This is a genomic window from Schlesneria sp. (assembly GCF_036405755.1).
GTDB classification, from domain to species: Bacteria; Planctomycetota; Planctomycetia; order Planctomycetales; family Planctomycetaceae; genus Schlesneria; species Schlesneria sphaerica.
This window is the reverse complement of record NZ_DASWWZ010000120.1, coordinates 1-21585: the sequence shown is the minus strand read 5'-3', so window position 1 is coordinate 21585 and position 21585 is coordinate 1. Positions and strand designations below refer to the sequence as shown.

Genomic DNA, 21585 nt, shown 5'->3' with positions numbered 1-21585 from the left:
GATTGTCGGGGCCACGGCGACTCCGGATCTCGAAATCCTGAAAACGGCGTCAGGTTTGTACAACCAGCAGAAGCTCCGCCGAGTTTACTATTCGGCATACAGCCCGATCCCCCACGCCGACGCCAGGTTGCCGGGGATGAGTCCTCCCCTGGTCCGGGAGCATCGACTCTACCAGGCCGACTGGCTGATGCGGTTCTACGGGTTTGGTTCGTCAGAACTGGTGGCGGAATCAGACGGGAATCTCTCGTTAGAGATCGATCCCAAGCTCGCGTGGGCACTCGCGCACCGGGAAATGTTTCCGATCGACGTGAACCGCGCAGAGCGGGAGATGTTACTGCGCATTCCCGGAATCGGTGCCCGCAACGTGGATCGAATCCTGCGGCTCCGCAGGCACCATGCGATTCGCGTCAGTGATCTGAAGAAGTTACGAGTCGCTTGGAACCGGACCGCTTCGTTCGTACAGACCATCGACCACAATCCAGCACTGAAGCAACTGGATGCGCAGGGACTGAAAGACCGTTTTAAGCCACGGGAGAAGCAGCTACTCCTGTTCGATACCGGGCAATCGGCTTTGGATGGTGAGTTCTAAATGTACTCGTTCGTTGTTCAGAGTTTCGCAGAGTGGAGAAGTTGCTCCCGAGCATTACTGAATGCTCAGGTCCCGCCGGATCAGGTCATTTTTCGTGACAGTCCTGTCCAGGCGACCCTGTTCGATGACGAGTCAGCCGGGGAACAGTCGTGGAGCGCTCTGGTGCGAGTGCCCGCGCGGGGACATAAAGTGCCGCAGGCCTTTCTCGATTTGGCCCATGCCGTCAGTTGTCATCGGGACACGGATCGGTTTCAGCTGCTGTACCGTCTGCTCTGGCGACTGACGACGAACGAGCCTCGCTTGATGGAGGTCATCACGGACGATGATGTTCATCGGCTGCATCAGATGGAGAAAGCGGTTCGCCGTGACTCGCACAAGATGAAAGCCTTCGTGCGCTTCCGAAAGCTGGTGACACCAGAGAGTGAGCAGTTCGTTGCCTGGCATCGGCCTGACCATCGGGTTGTGCGACTCGTCTCGCCCTTTTTCTCGCGGAGATTTCCCGCGATGAACTGGACGATTCTAACCCCGGACGAGTCTGTCTGGTGGGACCAGAAAGAACTGCGATATGGCCCGGGGTGCTCACGCGATCACGCACCGGACGGAGATGAACTGGAAGATTTGTGGCTGACGTATTACGGATCGATTTTCAATCCCGCGCGAATCAAGGTGAAGACCATGATCAGGGAAATGCCCGTTCGACACTGGGCTACGCTGCCCGAGGCGACGATCATCGATGACCTGCTGAACGATGCCCCTCGTCGAGTCGCCGAGATGATCGCTCGTCAGGAAGGTCATGCGCGATCCGCCCGTGACTATCTTCCTGCGCACCAGACGCTGAAGTCATTGCGAGAGGCTGCCAAGACCTGTCGCGGCTGCGATTTGTGCTGCGAGGCAACTCAAACAGTCTTCGGAGAGGGGCCGGCTGATGCCCGTATCGTACTGGTTGGCGAACAGCCTGGTGATCAGGAAGACCTCGCCGGACGGCCCTTCGTGGGGCCAGCGGGGCATGTACTGGACGAGGCTTTGCAGCAGGCGGGAATGGACAGATCGGAAGTCTACCTCACCAACGCGGTGAAGCATTTCAAGTTTGAACCGACCGAGAAGAGACGTCTGCACAAAAAGCCGTCGGCGCGAGAGTCATCCGCCTGCAGGCCATGGGTCGATGCCGAACTGAGGCTGATCAAACCCAAAGTCCTGGTCTGCTTGGGCGCGACTGCCGCTCATTCGTTGATCGGCCCGGGATTCAGCGTGACCCGTCAGCGAGGCCAGTTCGTCCGTTCCGACTGGTGCGAACACACCCTCGCAACGTATCACCCTTCTGCCATCCTCAGAAGTCTGCAGTCTGAGTCTCTGCGTAAATTGCTGATTGACGATTTGAAAGCGGCCAAACATCAGGCTGACAACTCATGATGGAGTCCTGACCGAGTCCCGAGCCTATCTGAAAAGAGTCCGTACCTGCCGAAGCGTTGAGCCAGCATTCAGTCACTGCGGCGCGGTACGAGTGAGTTCGGGTACCCTCAATTGGGTCGTTATAGCCCTGCGTGCGTCACGCCTGGGAGATCAATTCCAAGTGCAGCAAGATACTCTCGCTTGCTTCACGCGATGGAAGTCCGTTCCGCTGTTGTTGTGTTCATTCTGTTTTTGGACTATGACCAGCGATACGTTGTTTCCATCATCGAATTGATTGAGCTGAAGCTCGAATGCAGGATTCATTGTGCTTTTCAGGAGAGATCTGATGCCCCGGTTGCTCGTCGCGTTCAGTTTACTGGTCTTTTGTGGGCTGCTGCACTCGGCGAGTGATGCTGCGGAACCCAAATCCTCAAAAGATTGGCCACAATGGCGCGGAGAGAAAGGGGATAACATCAGCCCCTTCAAAGGGATCGCCAAAGACTGGGAAGCGACACCGCCGGAACTGTTGTGGCAGTTGGAAGGGATGGGGCAGGGGTATGCCAGCGTTTCCATCGTCGGTGACCGGCTTTATACCACGGGGAACATCGGTGATTCTCAGGCTGTCGTCGCGGTCGACCTGAAAACGCGTGCGGTGGCCTGGACTGCCCCACTGACCGATTCGGTCCCCAAGCACGGCTACGACGGATCCCGCAGCACTCCGACTGTTGACGGAGATCGGCTCTACGTGATCACATCGAACGGCCAGATCTCGTGCCTCAAGGTGGCGGACGGGAGTGTCGTCTGGAGTAAGAATTTTGAAAAGGAATGGAACGGACGGATGATGTCCGGCTGGGGATTCTCTGAATCTCCGCTCGTCGACGGGAAACACGTCTTGTGTACGCCCGGTAGCGAAGAGGCCATGATTGTCTGTCTGAACAAAGTGAATGGTAAGGAAGTCTGGCGGTCGGCCGTTCCTGACGCGGGCGAAAAAGGGAGCCCCGGAGCGGGATACTCGGTCATGACGATCAGTAACGGAGCGGGCGTCAAGCAGTACGTGCAACTGATCGGCCGTGGCTTGATCGGTGTTCGTGCCAGCGACGGGAAGCATCTGTGGAGCTACAACAAGATTGCCAACGGTGTGGCGGACATTCCGACTCCGATCGTCTCGGGCGATTACGTGTTCGGCTCAACAGGGTACGACGATGGTGGATCGGCGCTATTGAAATTGAAACGTTCGGGGAAGGGTGTGGAAGCCGTCGAACAGTACTCACGCGCTGCGAAACAACTTCAAAACCATCACGGTGGAATGGTTCTGATGGGTGAGCATCTTTATTTTGGAAACGGCCACAATAACGGCTTCCCAATCTGTGTGGATTTGATTTCGGGTGACGTGAAGTGGGGCGGGAAACTGCGTGGTCCAGGGCAGGGTTCTGCCGCCATTACCGCCGTCGATGGCCACCTGATCTTCCGCTATCAAAGTGGTGAGGTGGCTCTGATTGAAGCGACGCCGAACGAATACAAGCTCAAAGGAAGCTTCATGCCTGTCTACCAGGAGCGGGAGTCCTGGGCACAACCGGTCGTTGCGGATGGGAAGCTGTATCTGCGTGAGCAAAATACGCTGATGTGCTATGACATTGCGGAAAAGAAGTAAAACGGCCTCATCTTGGTAAGCCCTCACGGACTGACTTGTCATTGTCGTATGCCATCGTAGTAAACTAACGGCAGACCATTCCTTCGAGTGAGTTCCGGTGACTTCGAAGGAATGGTTTTGTTGCTGCAGCTTCCGTCGCTGACGGACTCGGTGACTCTGGTGGCGGTTGCCAGCCAGCCCGGTCGATCGGGTGAAGGCCTGAAAACTGAAGTCACGTAGTCTTGCCAAACCAACTTTTCCGAATCACACCACGAGTGATCCCCGTCCTGATTTCTCGTTCAAGAGCGGATTTACTCTGGAGCCAGCACCTCTCTTCAGGAAACCATCGGCAGGCGAATTACGTAAAGCCCGTCGGGACTTACGGATTGCCGCAGTCGCAAATCGGCCGTTTCTACTGATTGTCGCTTGGCGGCTGTGCCGATGTTGGTATACGATCGAACCACCGATCGGAAAGTTCCTGCGCGTGCGCCCGAGCGCTTTCGGATCCCCATGACCGTCCTGCCTGAATTCCTGCCCGACTGACATCCACCCCGCAGGGGTGCTCGAGACCTCCAGAGGATTCTCCATGTTGACGATTCCCGGAAAAGCCCATCGGTTATGCGACGGAGTCACTCGACGCGATGCCCTGCGGATTGGCGCGCTGGGACTGGGGGGACTTTCGCTACCCAGTTTGTTACGAGCCGAACAGGCTGCCGGGATTACGAAATCGCACAAAGCGGTCATCATGATCTATATGGTCGGGGCACCACCGCACCAGGACATGTACGACCTGAAGCCGGACGCTCCTGCGGAAATTCGTGGAGAGTTCCGGCCGATTGATACGAATGTTCCGGGAATTCAGATTTGCGAGCACCTGCCGAAGCTCGCCACGATCATGGACAAACTGGTTCCGCTCCGGTCGGTGTATGGTTCCCCCAGTGGCGATCATGATTCGTTTATCTGCTACACAGGACGGACAGTTCTGAATCAGCCGCCCGGGGGCTGGCCTTCCATCGGTTCGACGGTCTCCAAAGTACTCGGGCCTGTGAATCCGTCCGTACCGCCGTTCTTCGGCCTTTCGCCGAATGCCGGACATCCTCCTTATGGCTCGCCCGGACACCCCGGCTTTCTGGGTGTGACCCACAGTGCGTTCCGTCCGTCAGGGCCTTCCCGCGAAGATATGAAGCTGAACGGCATGGATCTCACGCGGCTGGCGAATCGTCAGCAACTGCTCGCCAGCTTCGATCAGTTCCGTCGAGATGCGGATGCGAAAGGAATGATGACCGGTCTCGATGCTCTCAACCAGCAGGCGATGGGAATCCTGACGTCGAGTCGTTTGTCAGAGGCTCTCGATATCTCGCGGGAAGATCCTGCAGTAATCGCTCGCTATGGAAAGGGTGATCCCAATAACTACGGCGACGGTGCTCCGCGAAATCTCGAACACTTTCTGATGGCGCGGCGGCTGGTCGAAGCGGGAGCGCGCGTGGTGACGCTGAACTTCGGACGCTGGGATTTCCATTCCAGCAATTTCAGTGAATGTAAGAATACCCACTTCCCCATGTTCGATCAGGGAATGCACGCCTTAATCACCGACCTGCACGAACGGGGAATGGATAAGGATGTCGCGGTGGTTGCCTGGGGTGAATTCGGACGGACGCCGCGAATCAATCCCGAAGCCGGTCGGGATCACTGGCCTGATGTTGGTAACGGGTTGATTGCGGGCGGTGGATTCCGCACGGGGCAAGTCATTGGAGCCACGGACCGTATCGGGGCCAAAATCGCGGATCGACCGATTCACTTCGGCGAAGTACACGCCACGCTGTATCATCACTTCGGTATCGATCCGCTGGCCATCCACCTGCATGACCTGTCCTCTCGACCGCACAATCTGGTCGATAACTGGAGGGCCATGCCCGAACTAGTCTGACAGGCCCGGATCGAAATTTATCGTTTGGCGGTTTCCCGCTACCGACAAATCCAGGCCGGAAACGTCACGGCCCACGTGATTCATCCGAGAGGCGGGCAAGATTTACTAAAGCGTACGACGGGTCTCGTTTGACATCCATGATGTGATCGGGGCAAAACTCAGGCAGCGCTGAGCAGGTGAAATGCTGCTGTCTGAGGGCAGTGGACGGGTGCAACAGGCTTCATGCGATTCTATTACACGGACGAGTTTGTTCTGCCGTTGCCGCCGACTCATCGGTTTCCCATGCAGAAGTACACTCTGCTGCGGGAACGGATCATGACGAGCGGAGTGATCACGCACCCACAGCTGATTCGGCCCGATGCGGCAACCGACGAACAGCTATTGCGAGTTCACTCTCCTGATTACCTTCGTCGCGTCGTGACAGGTGAGCTGACCGAGCGGGATCTGAGACGGCTGGGCTTCCCCTGGTCGCCTGAACTGGTCGAGCGATCTCGCCGATCGTCCGGAGCCACAATCGAAGCCTCTCGCGCTGCGCTCAGCGAAGGGTGTGCTGTAAACCTCGCAGGAGGGACTCATCATGCTTACCGCGACCGCTGTGAAGGATTTTGTCTGTTTAATGATAGCGTCGTCGCAGCTCGTGAACTTCAGGCGAGCGGGTTGGTTTCGAACGTGCTGGTGATTGATTGTGATGTTCATCAAGGGAATGGCACGGCCTCACTGGTGCGCGACGATCCCACGATCTACGCCTTTTCAATCCATAGTGAGCGGAATTATCCTCAGCCCAAAGAGGTGAGTGATCTGGATATCGGGCTTCCGGACGGAACGGAGGATGCTGAATATCTTGCAGCCCTGCAGTACGGTCTGAAGACCATTTTTAGGGAATTCGCGCCGGACATGGCGATCTATCTGGCAGGTGCGGATCCCTACCACGGCGATCGACTTGGTCGACTCGCGTTGTCACTGGACGGCCTGGGGCAACGTGACCGGATGGTGCTTGAGGCCTGCCGCGAGCGGTCCGTCCCTGTCGCGATTTCCATGGCCGGTGGTTACTGTCCTGACATCAGTCAAATTGTGGACTGTCATTTTCAGACGGTCACAATTGCTTCCCAACTGTTTGGGTATTGAGACGAGTCGACTGAGGTTACAGATTCTCACCACTGGACGAGTATCGATCACCACGGGAACCATTTCGTGGCTGACCCGCTTCTGGCGAGAAGCCGACTTGTCGACGTTTTCAGTTCGCCGTCGCTTTTACATTGCTCTGTTGCTCAACGGAGTTACTCGCCGCTGGCGGAAGGCGGTACAGGGGGGCGAACGACCGCTGCGGGTGCGGTGACGGGGCCGAACCGGGAAGCCGGGGTTCTCTCTTGCGAACGGTTCAATGTCTGGATGATGGTTTGAATCTTTTCGTGGGCCAAGGTCGTCTGTTTAATCAGAAGCGACCGACCGGTTCGATGGATCTCACCGTTTCCAGACCAGGTATTACCAATAATCCGGGGCAGCAGGTCAACCAGGTCATCGGCTGTCTGCATATCGGCAGTGGTGTACACCCGAAGGGATAGTTCCGGTTCACTCGGTGGATTCTGGTCCCCGACGTTGAGGCTTCGCACCAGGAGTTCGATCTCGGTTTGCACGTCCTGCGTCTGTGACACCAGAAGATGTTTTGACGAGAGGAGGGCGGCGAAACCACCCTCTCCTGAAGTCTCGTACCAGCGCCCCGTCGTGGAGTGGAGGACGATTGCCCCCAGTCCTTTTTCGGAGTCCACGAGCAGGGCGGGTGGAATGTTTGAAATATCATGCAATCGCAGAGTGAGGTGATTCTCTGCCACATCTTTTGTGCTGATGACTACCACCCCCTCCTCGACGAAATAGGCAAGGCGAAGTGGGTCGAGGATCTTGCTCAGTCCGATTCCCAGTGGCAGATCGTTGAGCATGATATTCACTTCCTGATCGGCCGAAATCCCCTCGTTTGCCAGGGCGGGCCGGTCGAGTCGAATACGAATTCCCGCTTCCTGGGTAATCATCTCGAGAACGGAATTCAGATCACTGTGATCGATTTCCAGAACCTGTCGTCTGGAGAGGGCTGTGAAGATGGCGTTGTCATCTTCAATTGGATAACCGGATCGGTGAATCGGTATCGACTGGCCGGCGACTGACCCTTCGAGACTTTGTTCCAGTGTCTTCAGAAACGCTTCGATGACGAACTGAGCGTGGTAGTGCTGAGTCACGATGAGGAAGCCGGGACTGGTTTCGACGGTTCCCCCTTCTCCGTCGCTTTCCTCCCATTTCATACCGGGAAACTGGCTGATGACCTTGGCCAGCAGCGACTCAACCGACCGGGGACTCATCGGTACCATATCTTCGACGCCATAAATCCCGGAATTTGCTCCGTTCGTAACACCTCCGCCCATTCCCACTTGGGCGAGCGTGATGGAATCAATGGCTGCGGAGGGAATATTGAACATGCCCCCACCCCCACCGAAGCCCCCACCACTACCGCCGCCTCCCCCAAGACCACCACCAAAGCCTCCCATCTCTGCGACCGGGTTTCCAACACCGCGGTGTCGGGCTCGATTTCTCCAGGGGAGTTCCTTTGAGATCGGATCGAGTAATCCTGAAAGACGGCGAACGTCGTAGACGCGTGTAATTCGGGTTTCCTCGATCTTATCTCTCGAGGAAACTTCAATCACACCATCCTTGGCTGTCCAACTGAGCGCGAGTGGTTCCAGCAGGAAATGCAGTGCTTGCCATGTGGTCAGTTCTCCCAGGTGAAGATCAACGCTTTGGTCGGCGTCGATTCCTGCATCGGCGAGAGATTCGCTGTGAAGGAGAATGTCGCGATCGAGATGCCGTGAAATTCGGCGAATGACGTCGACCAGAGGTTCGTCTTTCACGTCGAGTGTGATTCGACGTGAGAGAGACTTGAGCACCTGATGCTCCTGCTCATGAGCCCGTTTGCGAATATCGGCCAGAGTCCGATTGGCCGTGTTCGCTGTTGTCTCTTCAGCGCGACAGACGCCCAGTACGAACTGACAGGCAATGAACGTCAGGCATGTGATAGAGCGCATGTGTTCTTCCTTCAGAAGATGAGAGACCTGAGCTTTGGAACGACGTGATTGTGTGGTCTCAGATTGGGACGGGTCGCGCGATTATACCGCTGGGAGGCTCCCGTCAATATGTGAAACACTTCCCGGTCGATCCCGGCGATCGGCTTTTCAGGCAGGGGACTGATCGAAGGAGGGGGCGCTGTCGAGCAGAGGAAGCGAGGGGCGGGGGTTCGATCCGGCTCGCTCGATCCGGGACGCGAATTGTGTCTCGTCAGAAATATCGTCGAGGAACGGGGGCATTCGGAGTCGTAAGGTCGGGGCAATCAGGTGAGCTTAATTTCCCTCTCAGTGTTGAACTGGGGTGTTCTGGGTGAGTTTGTGGATTGGGGTTTTTCGTCCGGCGAATGCTCCTTCTGTCAGGCTCGGCGGCTGCGGATTGAAATAGAGGATTGAGTCGTCTTTCGAGAGGCCTGGGGGTATGTCGTCGGTACGAGCACCCGATGATGGAACTTCTTCCCGCTCAGGACGATCGGTCTGGTGACAGGGACGACCTGTGGAGCGGTGGGTGTTCCCGCTTGCACCGGGCGACAAAGAGATCGACTCCGCTCCCTGTTCCTGTGCGAGACAAGAATGTCAAGGAATGTCTCGCAACTGGCCGACAGTTAGATTACGCACAAGGGCCAATGCAATCTCGTACAGTCAAACTGCGATGGTGCACATTTTTTTACTCGCGAACGTGGAGATGCCGTGCTAACTTACACGGAACCATTGGCCAGTACTGATGTTCAGACGGAACACGACCGAGTGACCAAACCAACGAAACTGCAGCCTCCTTCCCCCTCTCCGAAAGTGGGGAATGCCGGTGCCAAGTTTGAACCTCAGGGGTTCTTCTGCATGTGGCACGGTTCGTCGTTTGGCAATTGGCTGAAGGTCCTGGCCTCACGCCCTCCGTTGCACTGGAGTCGGCTTCACAAGCTGATTTCCATCACGGCCCTGAGTGCCATCAACTCGGGCAACAACCTGCTGGAATCAGCGATCTACGGACGCCAGATCGCACGCCAGACAATCGATCACCCTCCCGTTTTCATTCTGGGGCACTGGCGAAGCGGGACGACGCTGCTGCATAACCTGATGACGCTGGATCCTCAGTTCACGTTCCCCAACCTGTATGAGGTGATGTTTCCGGGAAACTTTCTGCTGACCGAACGGGTCGTTACGTCTCTGACCAGTCGTATGATTCCGAAGACTCGCCCGATGGATAACGTCGAAGCGGGCTTCCATATGCCGCAGGAAGACGAAGTTGCGCTGGTTCTGATGTCGGGCCTGTCGCCTTACCTCATGCTGGCCCATCCGAACAATCCGTCAAAGTATGAGCGTTTCTTCGAGTTGAATGATCTTCCCAAGGAAGAATTCGAGCGGTGGAAGGAGCGGTTCCTCTACTTTATGAAGAAACTGACAATCAAGCAGAACAAGCCGATTGTCTTCAAGTCGCCGACGCATACGTTCCGCATCCCGGTGCTGCTCGAAATGTTCCCGGACGCCAAGTTCGTCTACATCTATCGAGACCCGTACGCCGTCTATAATTCAAGTATGCATCTTCGCCGGACGCTCTTTGCCGAGAACGGCCTTGCCCAAATCAAGATGGATGAGGCAATGCAGGAAGATGCCCTGAATTTGTACGTCCATTGTATGGACGCTTACGAGCGGGGCCGAAAGCTCATTCCTCCCGGCAATCTCCACGAGATGCGTTTTGAGGACTTGGAAGTTGATCCTCTGGGCGAAATGCGGCGCGTCTACGAGGGGTTGAACCTGGATGGTTGGCCCAACCTCGAAGGGGCCATCAGAAAGCAGTTACCCGAACTGACGCGGTACCGTAAGAACTCGTTCAATATGGATGTGAACCTGATGCGCAAGGTTTACAACCGCTGGAAATCGTCGTTCGAGCGGTACGGTTATCCCAGCCGGCTGCCGGAAGAAGAAGCGGCCACGATCGACGTCTGAGTCGCTGGGGCGGAACCCTGCAATCCAGTGGCGACTCTCGCCCCTCTGGCATGGTGGGGCGGGTGGTCACGCTTGGCAGGACGAGTCGTCTGGATTGCCGATTACAGGACTCGTCGTGGCGGCTGCAGGTGCCCGATGAATTGCGGAGGATTGCCGACGCGGCCACTGTCATTGTGTCTGGGAAGCGGAATCTCAGTTACCGGGTACTCCGGTAGCCCGTCAGGGCAGGCTACCGGTCGTCCGCCAGGGATTCCGATTCGCGGAGTCCACCAAGTCACCGGAGGACTGGGGAGATTCCGGCAGGAATACCGCTTCCATCCTGCCGGTGAAACTCTCCCTTCAGGACAAGTCCCATCAAGCCAAGTCTCAGATTTGCAGATGCTCCAGGGCATCGACGGGTGACTTCAGGTAGCTGATGTAGAATGGACCGAACTCGGCGTATTTGGCTGATGCTGTGTCGAATCGCATCGTGTAGACGATCTCCTTGATGTACTCAGGATTTCGTCCCCACAGCGTGACACCCCATTCCCAGTCATCGAATCCGGTTGAGGCTGTGATGAGCTGGCTGACGCGGCCGGCAAACTTGATCCCGCTTGTCGCATGTTCCGACATCATTGCCGACCGACTGCTGAACGGTTCCATATACCAGTTAGCGGAGGGGTGGCGGATCTTGTTCATCGGGTAGAAGCAGGTGACGGGCCAGGCCGGGAAGTCCGGGAACAGGCGCTGCTTGTTCATCATCGGCAAACGCTGAGCGTAAGCATTGAGCTTCGCGTTATAGGCGGGATCTTCCGCAGACAGCCCTTCGCTGTGTCGTAATTTGGCTCCGTACTGTTCGACCGTCGGTACATATTCCGAGACTTCTGTGATCGACACGAACGAATAGGTCGGCTGCAGGACAGAACCGAGTTTCGATGCTCGCACGCCTTGGCAGACCCCGTCGATCAGCAGTGGATCTGCGTCCATGATCATGAGGCCCAGATCGGCCTTGTGTCCTGAGACAACAGAAGTCTGGAGTCGAGCGGGTGCACCGGGGCGTTCGGGGTCCAGCAGGTGGACCAGTGCCTCACGCCCTTCAGCAATCTCGCTGGCAGAAAGGCCTTGCAGGGCCGCCTGATCAACGCGGTAATAGATGTGCAGGCAGTGCCAGCCATCAATCAGTTTTGCAGACGGTTCAGGCAATGCAGCGTGTGACGGTGACGGTCGATTCACGAACAACTTTCTCGAATGTAGAGGTTTGAAGACGGGGACGATTGTTATTCGTCCGGCGGGCCCTGTTCGGGTTTTGGGTAGCCAGTGAAGGCGAGTGGCTTTGACACCTTCGTCAATTCCCCTCGTTCGAGGGTCCCCAGAATTCCGGTGACAGTCGGATTGGTCGAGAACTCTTTTTTAAGTCTGGCGATCACATCGCTCGAGACCATCCGCTCTCCATTGCCGCCGCCCCCTTCAATGAAGCCTCGCTTCTGATTGAAGACGGCCCAGTAGATGGTGCGATCATGGTTTTTCGCCCCGTCACGACACTTCGTCGCTTCACTTCCTTTGCCTCGCTGGCCATTCACGCGATACATCACTCGGCTCTCGAAGATGATCGCGATTACGTTCCAGTCTTTCCCGCCAAACAGTCCCATGCGGAAGCTCCCGTCAATGAATCATCACACTCAGATGGCCTGTGACTTTTACCACGTGTTCTGCGAAATCGCCAGAACGCTGGTGATGGGTCGTAGCGCAGTGGGTGCCGGCAGATTGGTGTCGAACGCGAGGCAGGAGAGCTTAGACTTCGCTGCCTGTGGGTTCTGACTTGGGTGGTTCAAACTTCGGAGCAGTCGTTTCGACGCTTTCGTCACGCGGAGCAGGTCGTGTGATGTTGCTGGTATCGGTGCGATTCGAGTAGAGGTTTGCTTCGACATCGTCTTCGATCCCGCGCAGCCCCTTCTTGAACTCGACAACGCCCTTGCCCAGGCTGCGTGCCACTTCGGGCAGCTTCTTGCCGAACAGCAGGAGTGCGATCACTCCCACAAACAACATTTCAGCGGGACCAAGGCTACCAATGAATGCGAGTGGAAACATGTCAGTTTTTCCTTCTTCTCGAAGCCGCAAATACAGAAAAGTCTGGAACGAGGATGAAACCGGGCCTACTTCTTGTTGTCGAGGTTCTCGGTGTTCTCTTCATCATCCTTGAGTCCGGTTTTGAAGGAGGTCACGCTTTGGCCGAGCGACTTCATCACCGACGGCAAGCGGCTACCGAACAGCACCAGGACAATAATTCCGAAGAAAATCATCTCTCCGGGTCCCAGTAAGGCAAGAGTAGGCACCATCATCAGTCTCCTCGAAAAAGCACGACCTTATTCAGTCTAATCGGTGAGCCACCGCGAAGGCGGTAGAAAGCTCGTATCTCGCGTATCCGCATGTGCAATACAATATCACGTATGCACTTTTAGGGGCTATTTCTCGCTCGGAAACATTTTGCCGTGAATTCCAGGGTGGAAATTCATTATCGGAAACAGTCTTCGAGTTCGATCATGACGAACCGGGCACGTTCCGTAATCGATCCTCTCAGGGATCGATTTGCAATCACGTGTTTCCACTCGGTTCGCCCGCGAGAGAGCAGGAGGGATGAGCGGTACGTCAGATTCTACCCGCTTCACGAAACGTGTCAATCTGGTAGTTCAGGCAGGCCAACCCGCGGGCAGTTTTTCAACAGCGGGCACTCCAGACACTTCGGTCGGCGGGCAATGCAGATTCGTCGCCCGTGATGGATCAGCCGATGCGAGAAGTTGATCCACTCTTTCTGCGGAATGAATTCCATCAGATCCCGTTCGATTTGTTCTGCCCCTTTATTGGAGGTCAGTCCCAGCAGGTAACTGATTCTCGCCACATGGGTGTCGACCACGATTCCGCTGGGAATTCCAAACGCTGTTCCTAACAGGACATTTGCCGTTTTTCGGCCCACTCCAGGCAGGGCGATCAGTTCTGGCAGGCTCTGCGGTAATTCACCCCCGTAAGTTTCCACCACGGCCTGAGCCATTCCAATCAGGTTTTTCGCCTTGTTCCGGTAGAAGCCGGTCGAATGAATGAGAGCCTCAAGTTCGTCCTGGCGGGCCTGCGCCAAGTCTTCGGCCGACGGGTAGCGGGCGAACAGGCCGGGTGTCACCAGGTTAACTCTCTCGTCTGTACACTGCGCCGACAGGATCGTGGCCACCAGCAACTGGAAGGGAGAGGCGTGGTTTAACGCACAAAGTGCCACGGGGTAGGTTTTGGCCAGCGTCCGGATAATCTGTTGGACACGTCGTTGTTCAGTAGGGGTGATTTGTCCGGAAAGTCTTTTTGTCATGGAAAACCGCTCTACAAATGCCGCCGTGCGAAAGTTCGTCGTGGAAATTGGCGAGGTGACGCGCCTAGAATTCAGCCTGAGAAATTTGAAACTGGATCGACTTTGCCACTCACAGGTTCGCTTCACGAGTCAGATTGGCTGCGTTGTTCCTGTTGTCGAGGCTGCTTTTGGTGGGAATCAGGACCGTGATTGATGATCTTCCGGCACAGTATCGCGAAGGCGTACGCCTCTTCAATGAAGAGGAATTCTTTGAGTGTCATGACGTGCTCGAAGAATTGTGGGCGGAAACGGTTGGTGACGAGCGAAAGTTTATTCAGGGATTGATTCAGGCCTCCATCGCACTTTTTCATTTCGGGAACGAAAACTTCGGCGGGGCGAAAAAGCTGTTCTTCGCCGCGACGACCAAACTGGATCCCTATGGCGACGAGTACATGGGAATCAAGCTGTCGAACTTCCTGCAGGACTTCCGCGCCTGTTTTCAGGAGTTGATCGACAACACCGAAGCCTATCCGACAACGGTCGCGATTCGCGACGAACTGGTCCCCAAAATCGAGTATGTTTCGCAAGGAGCGATCGGATGAGCGACTTGCCAGAACTTGATACTGCCTTGAAAAATTTCTCAGGACGGGCGCCGCTTTTTCCGCTGCCCAACATTGTGCTTTTTCCCCACGCTCTGCTTCCGCTTCACATTTTTGAAGACCGGTATCGCCGGATGATGGCGGATACGCTGGATGGCGAGCGTCTCATCGCGATGAGCCTGCTGCGGCCGGGATGGGAAGGGGTCGCGAAGGGGGAAGTGGCTCCCGTGCATCGCGTGGTCGGATTGGGAAAAATCATCGCTCACGAGAAACTGGCGGACGGACGCTACTACCTGGTGCTGCGCGGTCTTGCTCGGGCCAATCTCCTGCGGGAAGAAAAGCTGGACCTCCCTTACCGCGTCGGGCAACTGGAGATCTGCCTCGAAGCACAGGACGAATCCCTGTCGTACGACCGACAGGAACGCATCAAGCACCTTGTCACCGCCTTCGCTCAACTCTTTCCCAAGATCAAGTTGAACCAATTGTTCGCTCATGATTTCCTGGACCTGCCCCTGGGGACCGTGACCGATGTTCTGCTCGGATCCGTACCGCTCCCTGCCAAGATTTCTCAACAGTTTCAGGAAGAGCTGAATATCGATACCCGCAGCGAGATGCTGATGGATCTGCTGCAGGAGGCGCTGGAAGGACAAGTCGGCTCCGCGGGACGCACCTTTCCTCCTGTGTTCAGCATGAACTGATCCGCTCGATTGGCCATCGACAAACAGCCTCCTCCTCAGCCATCCAACCCGAACGGGTCTCGGGCAGGCGGAACGGTCAGGGTTGGGCGATCGTCGGCAGGTTCAATTCTCACGGCAGACTGGAATTGCATCGCGAAATGAACGAAGGGCGTGCCGAGGTTCGACACGCCCTTCTTAAATGTCTGCGGGTCAAAGCGGGACTCGGAGTCCCGTTTCCGCTTCACTCTTTTATGGCTTTTTCGGCAGTGCGTCGGCGACCGGCTTGCCTGCATTGGGGACTGCGGCGCAATAGTCTTTGCCCAGGAGCGCCGCCAGTGTCGCGGCAACCTGACTTTGGGTCACTCGGTCACACTTGGTGCGTTCGCCCAGTGGGGGTGTATCGGGGCCAAGGAAGGCCATCCACATGTCTTCCGCCCCTTCGTATTTCGCCCCGTGGTGCTTCCAGTTTTCGAGGCCTGAGCCGCGGCCGTGGTCGGTCGTCAGGATGATTGTGGTCTTGTCACGGTATTGATCGAGTGACTGAACCAGTTCCCACAGTCGACGGACGTAGTCGTCCACGACGTGTGCGGATTCCAGCAGGTGATCGTATCGACCGGCATGTCCCCAATGGTCGGTTTCGAGGAAGCTGACGAACAAGACGCGCGGCTGGTGCCGTTTCAGGTGCTCGCGGGCGGCCTGAAAGATGAACGTGTCGTTGAGTTCAGCCGCGTTGGGCCGATGGATTGTGTCTTCGATCAGTTCGTTCAGAATCTGCTGCTGAGAACTGGGGTTCTCTTCGGGAACTCGCTCCCATCCTCCCATGACGGGGAAGCCGCATCGTTCGCGATTAATGATGTAAGGAATGACGTCCCAACCGCTGAAGGCGGCAACTTTCCCGTTAAACTCGGGCTGGCGATGCAGCCATTCCAGCACGGTGAAATTTTCGTTTGGTTTTTTCGCATTGCTGTCGATCCGGGGATCAGCGAAGCCCGTCAGGATCTCGTTGTAGCCGGGGTACGAAAATTTCATCGTGTTGGTGATTTGCGATGAACTGCCTGCGGGAAGATTGCCGTAAAGTTGACCCTCTTTGGCGATCTTGGTCCAGAAAAAAGGCAACAGGGCAGCTCGCCGCTCTTCTGGCGTCTCTTTCCAGAACTTCGATTTGATGTTCTGGACGTCGGTCACTCCCCCATGTTCCTTATTGATGAGGGCCTCTTCGGCTCCCGTGAAGACTTCCTGCCATCGAAGTCCGTCTGTCGTGATCAGAATCACGTTTTTCGTTTTGAGATCCTGCCCGGAAACCGTATCAGCGATGATCGCTAACATCAGCATCAGGGACGACGCCCATCGTAAAAACGGGACACGACGTTCGCTCTTGATCATGAGACTGCAGCCCTTTCATTCAATGAAAAACAATCCAGCGTGACCCGGGGTGGGACTTCGTGATGCTCAGGTTGAGCATGTACAAATTGGATTTCGAGGGAGTCCGGATCTTACCGATCAGGCACGCGTCTCGAAAGACGGTCGGCTGTCGGAGGTCGTTGCAATGCCGTCGGTGCTGACAAGGAAGTCGGTCGACCGTGGTCGCAGTATTTGTCGACGGGGCCGATCTCCGTTGATGCCATCAGGCAGGCGGGGTTTGCTCGCATGGCAGCGGGGTTTCCACGACGGGGGAACTTCTATTCGTGCGTGAGAAAATTGCGAAAGCGGTCGCGACGAAGACCGCGATACCGGCGGTTGCTTTAAACCATTCGGGATAGGGGAGCATGGCGAGGTTACCGAAGAGAGCTGCCAGCAGTAATACCCCCACAACAGCTGCGGAGTAAGGACTGCCCATTCTTCGTGTGACCCAGGTACTGAGATAAGCGGAGATGGCCCAGGCGCCTGCCGCCAAACCCAGTATCCACGCCGGGAAACGCTCGACGTGCTGGCAGACTTCTTCCATGGTGTGGGTGAAGTTTTCAGGATAGGGGTGCAGGGCCAGGGTGACGACTTCGACGGCTGTCACCAGAACGAACAGGACAAGCAATCCGACAAACACTGCGGCAGCATTACGGAGCAGGGCTTTCATGTACGACGCTTCCGTTGGGATCAGAGGTCAGAATCAGGCTGAGGTGCAGGGGAGTAACAGGATGGCTTAAGGACTCGCGCTGCGTCGAGCCCTGGAAGGCTGCTTTTTTACGGAAAGGGCCAGGTTCCTGGTTGCTTGCCCCAGTGACTTGTCAGGGCTGCGGTTCTGCGGCGGGGGTCAACATGCTCGCAAGCTCGTTGCGGGCGATATCGATCCCTTCGTTCGAATTCAGATGAGGCAGCTTCGTCCGTAATCCGTCCAGCAGGCTACGGCTCATGTGAGCCTGAAAAACGTCCACTGCGGAGGCCACATCCCCCTTCTGCAAAGCATCAATGATTCCGAGATGCTCGCGAAACGATTTGGCCTGATGGCGACGGTCGGAAGGGGAGGTGAGGCTGCAATACATACTGCGCCGGATGAGTGGTTTGACCAATCCGATGAGGACAAGGCTGGTGGTTTGTTCCACCAGCGTGGTGTGGAAATGGTAGTCAGCCTGTCGTCGATCTCTCTCGGACAGGGTGTCGATGGACTGCAGGACGTTCTCGGTCTCGGCCTTGAGTTCTTCGAGAGAAGCCTGAGGAATCTGATGGCCCGCGCGACGGAGGACTTCGGACTCGAACATCGTCCGGATCTCAATCGTATCGATGATGTCCTGCCAGGTGAGGGTTCCATAGCGCCAGCCACGCCGTGGCGCCTTGATCAGAATTCCATCCCGGGTCAGTGCATCGAGTGCATGACGAACCGTTCCCATGCTGGCGCCGAAGAGGTCGACAAAGGTGCGTGGATTGACTTCCGCGCCGAACTGAAAATTTCCCTGCAGGATCCAGTCGAAGATCAGCCAGTAGACCGACTTGATCTGCGACTGTTGTTCGACCTCAATGACTTCGACGGCCGCAGCGGCGGCTTTCGGGGGCCATTTCGCGACGTAAGTGTGTCCAGCCGGCGTCTGTTTCACCCAGCCGTCATCAATCAATCGAGACAGGGCCTTGCGAACCGTGGTGCGGCTGACGTTCATCTCGACGGCCAGTTTGCCTGCTTTCAGAAAGCTGCCCAACTCGACCTGGCGAGCAGAAATCTGTCCGAGCAAATGTTGGTAGACTCGCGTGTCGAGCGACGTGCGTTCTTCCGCCATGAGACCTCCGTTGAGGATAGTTTCGCCTGATCGATTCGATGAGGCGCTGAATTGACTGCGAGTAAGTGCGGCAACGTCGACGTCGCCCCGTGGCGATCTGTGGTGCCACCGAATGAGAGGCAAGGTGATCGCGACGGCGCGCTACCCAACGCAGCACGCCAGCGAGCGGGTGTGCCGAATGCTCTAATGATGACTGATCACATTGACCTCTGGCAGCAGTTTTCGCAATCGTACAACACCGTCTTTCGTGATCTGCGTTCGTTGAACATGCAGCAATGCAAAGTCGGGCAGGTCTTTGAGCGGCGCCAGCGAGTCGATAATGTCGTCTGAAACGGATGTCTGCTCAATGAACAGGCCTTTCAGCCGCGGGCAGTGCTCTGCCAGTGCCGTCGCCAGCGCAGGGATATCGTCGTCTGCGATCCGTGTCTCATTGATATACAGTCGCTCGAGACTGGGAAGTCCGGTGATTGCCTTTTCGATTCCGCGGCCCGTGTTGGTTCCTGCCATGTGGAGAATTTTCAGGTTCTGCAATCCGGTTAAGGGGGCCGCATTCTCGAAGTTGAGCGGTGTGCGCTGCAGATAGAGAGCTTCCAGGTGAGTCAGCTTGGTTAATTGGGAAAGTCCCGAGCCGCTGATCTGAGTCTCGTTCAGGTTGAGTGTCGTCAGTCCGGTCAATCCCGAAAGGGGGATCAGGCCTGCGTCAGTGATCTGACATCCAGAGAGATTCAGGTCGCTTAACTGCTTGAGTCCGCTGAGGTGTGCCAGTCCTGCGTCTGTCACCTGGGAATTTTCCAGCGAGAGTGATTGGAGATGCGACAGGCGGGAAAGGGAGGCAAGTCCCCCGTCTCCGATCGGGCTGCCAGCAAGTGCGAGTATCTGAAGAGAAGGGAAGGACTCGAGCTTGGGAGCGGATTCGTTCGAAATCGCTCGGGACGAGATCGAGATGACGTTCCCCTGTGCGTTGGTGGCAGACTTGAGGCTGCCGTCCGACTGAAGTGCGGACAGCACGGTGGACTCCGGCGATGCTTGCGGGCTGCATCCGATCGTGAGGCACAGTGTCAATGAAGTGGCGATCATAAACCAGGTTGGCTGGCGCATTCTGCGATTTCCTGTTTGGCTGCGAGATTCGGCCGTGTTGTGGAATGCCATGTGATGAAATCGCACGCATTCTGAGAAGGTGGTGAAATAATACATGTGGCTTTTTTATGAAAATGCCACCAAAAGATTGCCAGCCGTGACGCAGAAATTCACTCTGCGAGCTGATCCCACCTTAGTTCGTAGGGGTGTGTTGAGCAACCTAATCGGTATCTGGTTGCGGGTGAAGCAATTCGCGTGAGTTTGCAGAATTTCTTCGAAAAGAGGTAATAAAAATGTTGTTTTTCTGTTCTTGCGGGGTATTGTCACAAGCATTCGCTCCCACCTTATGCACTATGTGAACGTTCAGTTAATTTTGTGTTAAAAGGGATTTGGTGGTCGGCGAACCCCGTCCAGAATCCTAGACACCAAAAAAGTCTTTTTGTAATTATTGTCACCGCGCACACTGTGCAGTACGTCTGACTTCAATTGAGTCCAACGCAGTGCATTTCTCTTTCTTTCCTTTTTGATTGCCTCGAGCAGTCATGACTCTCTACTGGAGATTTCGCCCATGAAGACTTGTCGAAAGCGTCTCGGATTCACATTGATTGAGCTGCTGGTTGTGATCGCCATCATCGCCGTGTTAATTGCACTGCTGTTGCCAGCCGTCCAGCAAGCGCGCGAGGCCGCCCGACGAACTCAGTGTCGCAATAATCTGAAGCAGATCGGTATCGCTCTGCATAACTACCACGAAGTCCACAACTGCTTTCCCCCGGGGACCGTCTTCGGGGATCAGGACTATGGCTGGGCAACATTCCTCCTGCCGGGGCTTGATCAGGCCAATATCTACAATCAGCTGAATTTCACGAACTACGGCAGCATTATCACCAATAACTCTGTCTACACCGAGCGTTCATTGCCGCTGATTCCCGGTGTGACAGACGTGGTCTTGCCGGCCTTCCTGTGTCCTTCGAACAGCATGATAACCCGGTCGCCCGTCCGTCCCGGGGCTGGTTCTCCCAGCGGTGCATCACTCGGTGGCTTTGGTCGTTCCGACTACAAAGGGTGTCTGGGGTCTGGCGGTGGTTCGATTACCGGGATGTTTGGGAAGATCAAAGCGACCTACAGCCCCACGAAGATTCGTGACGTTCTTGACGGGACCAGCAATACCTTTGCTGTCGGCGAAGGTTATACCCGGTTTGCTCGCGCTATCTCCGGGCCTACGCACCCCAATGTCGGTGACTTTCCGATCTGGCTGGGAACCAACAACCAGCATCAGAACGTTGTCGCCGAAACGGGCATGAACCACATTCCGAACGGTGGAAATGCTTTGCCGATCGATACGTTGAACCAGTTCGATGATTGCTTTGCCAGCTTGCACACCGGTGGGGTTACCTTCCTGTTCGCTGATGGATCGGTTCGGTTTATCTCGGACAATATCGACATGAGGACCTACAGCTATCTGGGTGACAAAGCCGACGGAAATCCTGTGAGTGTCGAGTAATCAAGGTGCTTTCCGCCGGTAAGCGCTGAACTCACCCTGGCGGTGACTCGAGGAATATTGATGTTGTGTCGTTGCCTGACGGGTTTCAGTCGGGCAACGCCTTTCGACCTTCTTCGTCTGTGGAATCACTGATGAGAGAGCTGGTGCCGAAGGGGGCCGTCCGGGGGAAGCGGTCCCATCGAAGCGCTGGCTTCCATCACTGGGCCCACGACCGCCTTTTGAAATGTCGGATCCAATACGTTTTTTAAGCAGAGGCTACGGTCATGCAATCACCGATTCACCCCGCCATACTTCTGGCGATCGGCGCTCTTGTCGGAGCAGGGTGTGGCAAGCAGGAATTTCAGGTGGCGCGTGTCAGTGGAACGGTAACCTGTGGAGGCCAGACTCTGACTGAGGGGATGGTTGTTTTCACACCCATTGGAACGGGCGAGAAAAAAACGCACGACACGGGACGCTCTGCTTCCGGCCTGATTCAGGAGGATGGGTCCTTCGAACTGACGACCTACCGCAGAGGAGATGGTGCCATCGTAGGTACGCACACCATTAGCGTATTTGCACCTCCTCCCATAGATGATGACGCTCCGATCACTGACGCCAATCGTTTCGCGTGCGGAAAGACTCCGCTGGAAGAAACT

19 protein-coding genes and 1 pseudogene are annotated in these 21585 nt (G+C 56.1%); 10 read left to right on the top strand and 10 right to left on the bottom strand.

From position 1 onward, the window contains the following. The 5 genes from VGE80_RS04210 to VGE80_RS04190 all read left to right on the top strand — a co-directional run. Window positions 1–589: hypothetical protein (locus VGE80_RS04210; RefSeq protein ID WP_440591780.1), on the top strand; the 589-nt coding region annotated here is incomplete at its 5' end. Beyond that, window positions 590–1999 (top strand): UdgX family uracil-DNA binding protein, encoded by a 1410-nt coding sequence (locus VGE80_RS04205; protein WP_440591779.1) that lies wholly within the window; start codon window positions 590–592, stop codon window positions 1997–1999. Window positions 2000–2324: 325 nt separating this feature from the next. Beyond that, a complete protein-coding gene (locus tag VGE80_RS04200; RefSeq protein WP_440591778.1) occupies window positions 2325–3629 on the top strand; it encodes a PQQ-binding-like beta-propeller repeat protein in 1305 nt (434 codons plus the stop codon). Between the two features lie 565 nt (window positions 3630–4194). After that, on the top strand, window positions 4195–5535 hold the full coding sequence (locus VGE80_RS04195; protein ID WP_440591777.1) for a DUF1501 domain-containing protein: 1341 nt from the start codon (window positions 4195–4197) through the stop codon (window positions 5533–5535). A gap of 222 nt (window positions 5536–5757) precedes the next feature. Beyond that, the gene (locus tag VGE80_RS04190; RefSeq protein WP_440591776.1) at window positions 5758–6660 is read left to right on the top strand and encodes a histone deacetylase family protein; all 903 of its coding nucleotides are present in this window, start codon (window positions 5758–5760) and stop codon (window positions 6658–6660) included. 152 nt (window positions 6661–6812) lie between these two features. On the opposite strand, the gene VGE80_RS04185 is transcribed toward VGE80_RS04190, so the two are convergent. Beyond that, window positions 6813–8603 carry a hypothetical protein gene (locus tag VGE80_RS04185; protein WP_440591775.1) on the bottom strand — a complete coding sequence of 597 codons (1791 nt, stop codon included), beginning with the start codon at window positions 8601–8603 and terminating at the stop codon, window positions 6813–6815. 783 nt (window positions 8604–9386) lie between these two features. Here VGE80_RS04185 and VGE80_RS04180 point away from each other — a divergent pair. Continuing rightward, window positions 9387–10583 carry a sulfotransferase family protein gene (locus VGE80_RS04180; RefSeq protein WP_373649141.1) on the top strand — a complete coding sequence of 399 codons (1197 nt, stop codon included), beginning with the start codon at window positions 9387–9389 and terminating at the stop codon, window positions 10581–10583. Between the two features lie 366 nt (window positions 10584–10949). Here VGE80_RS04180 and hemQ read toward each other — a convergent pair whose 3' ends face one another. The 5 genes from hemQ to nth all read right to left on the bottom strand — a co-directional run bounded on the left by hemQ (window position 10950) and on the right by nth (window position 13914). After that, a complete protein-coding gene (gene hemQ, locus VGE80_RS04175; protein ID WP_440591774.1) occupies window positions 10950–11795 on the bottom strand; it encodes a hydrogen peroxide-dependent heme synthase in 846 nt (281 codons plus the stop codon). Between the two features lie 44 nt (window positions 11796–11839). Next, the gene (locus VGE80_RS04170; RefSeq protein WP_373649139.1) at window positions 11840–12211 is read right to left on the bottom strand and encodes a hypothetical protein; all 372 of its coding nucleotides are present in this window, start codon (window positions 12209–12211) and stop codon (window positions 11840–11842) included. 142 nt (window positions 12212–12353) lie between these two features. Continuing rightward, window positions 12354–12650 (bottom strand): Sec-independent protein translocase subunit TatA/TatB, encoded by a 297-nt coding sequence (locus tag VGE80_RS04165; protein ID WP_373649138.1) that lies wholly within the window; start codon window positions 12648–12650, stop codon window positions 12354–12356. A 65-nt stretch (window positions 12651–12715) separates the two neighbouring features. Beyond that, on the bottom strand, window positions 12716–12901 hold the full coding sequence (locus VGE80_RS04160) for a twin-arginine translocase TatA/TatE family subunit (protein WP_373649137.1): 186 nt from the start codon (window positions 12899–12901) through the stop codon (window positions 12716–12718). A gap of 335 nt (window positions 12902–13236) precedes the next feature. Next, entirely contained in the window at window positions 13237–13914 is a 678-nt protein-coding gene (gene nth / locus VGE80_RS04155; RefSeq protein ID WP_373649136.1) for an endonuclease III, read from the bottom strand. A gap of 185 nt (window positions 13915–14099) precedes the next feature. Here nth and VGE80_RS04150 point away from each other — a divergent pair, with 185 nt between their 5' ends. Together VGE80_RS04150 and VGE80_RS04145 are read left to right on the top strand one after the other, a co-directional pair. After that, window positions 14100–14495, top strand: coding sequence for a DUF309 domain-containing protein (locus VGE80_RS04150; RefSeq protein ID WP_373649135.1), 396 nt, complete (start codon window positions 14100–14102; stop codon window positions 14493–14495). Continuing rightward, window positions 14492–15190, top strand: coding sequence for an LON peptidase substrate-binding domain-containing protein (locus VGE80_RS04145; RefSeq protein ID WP_397568595.1), 699 nt, complete (start codon window positions 14492–14494; stop codon window positions 15188–15190). The genes VGE80_RS04150 and VGE80_RS04145 overlap by 4 nt, the downstream gene beginning before the upstream one ends. Before the next feature lie 228 nt (window positions 15191–15418). On the opposite strand, the gene VGE80_RS04140 is transcribed toward VGE80_RS04145, so the two are convergent. From VGE80_RS04140 to VGE80_RS04125, 4 genes are all read right to left on the bottom strand, one after another. Further along, the gene (locus VGE80_RS04140; RefSeq protein ID WP_440591773.1) at window positions 15419–16552 is read right to left on the bottom strand and encodes an alkaline phosphatase family protein; all 1134 of its coding nucleotides are present in this window, start codon (window positions 16550–16552) and stop codon (window positions 15419–15421) included. Between the two features lie 241 nt (window positions 16553–16793). Continuing rightward, on the bottom strand, window positions 16794–17240 hold the full coding sequence (locus VGE80_RS04135; RefSeq protein WP_440591772.1) for a hypothetical protein: 447 nt from the start codon (window positions 17238–17240) through the stop codon (window positions 16794–16796). A 151-nt stretch (window positions 17241–17391) separates the two neighbouring features. Beyond that, window positions 17392–18372 carry a GntR family transcriptional regulator gene (locus VGE80_RS04130; RefSeq protein ID WP_440591771.1) on the bottom strand — a complete coding sequence of 327 codons (981 nt, stop codon included), beginning with the start codon at window positions 18370–18372 and terminating at the stop codon, window positions 17392–17394. 183 nt (window positions 18373–18555) lie between these two features. Then, window positions 18556–19470, bottom strand: a complete 915-nt coding sequence (locus VGE80_RS04125; protein ID WP_440591770.1) for a leucine-rich repeat domain-containing protein — start codon at window positions 19468–19470, stop codon at window positions 18556–18558. Between the two features lie 547 nt (window positions 19471–20017). Between VGE80_RS04125 and VGE80_RS04120 the strand changes: the two genes are divergently transcribed. Beyond that, a complete protein-coding gene (locus VGE80_RS04120) occupies window positions 20018–20950 on the top strand; it encodes a DUF1559 family PulG-like putative transporter (protein WP_373649129.1) in 933 nt (310 codons plus the stop codon). A 263-nt stretch (window positions 20951–21213) separates the two neighbouring features. After that, window positions 21214–21585, top strand: a pseudogene (locus VGE80_RS04115) (hypothetical protein); the annotation flags it as partial.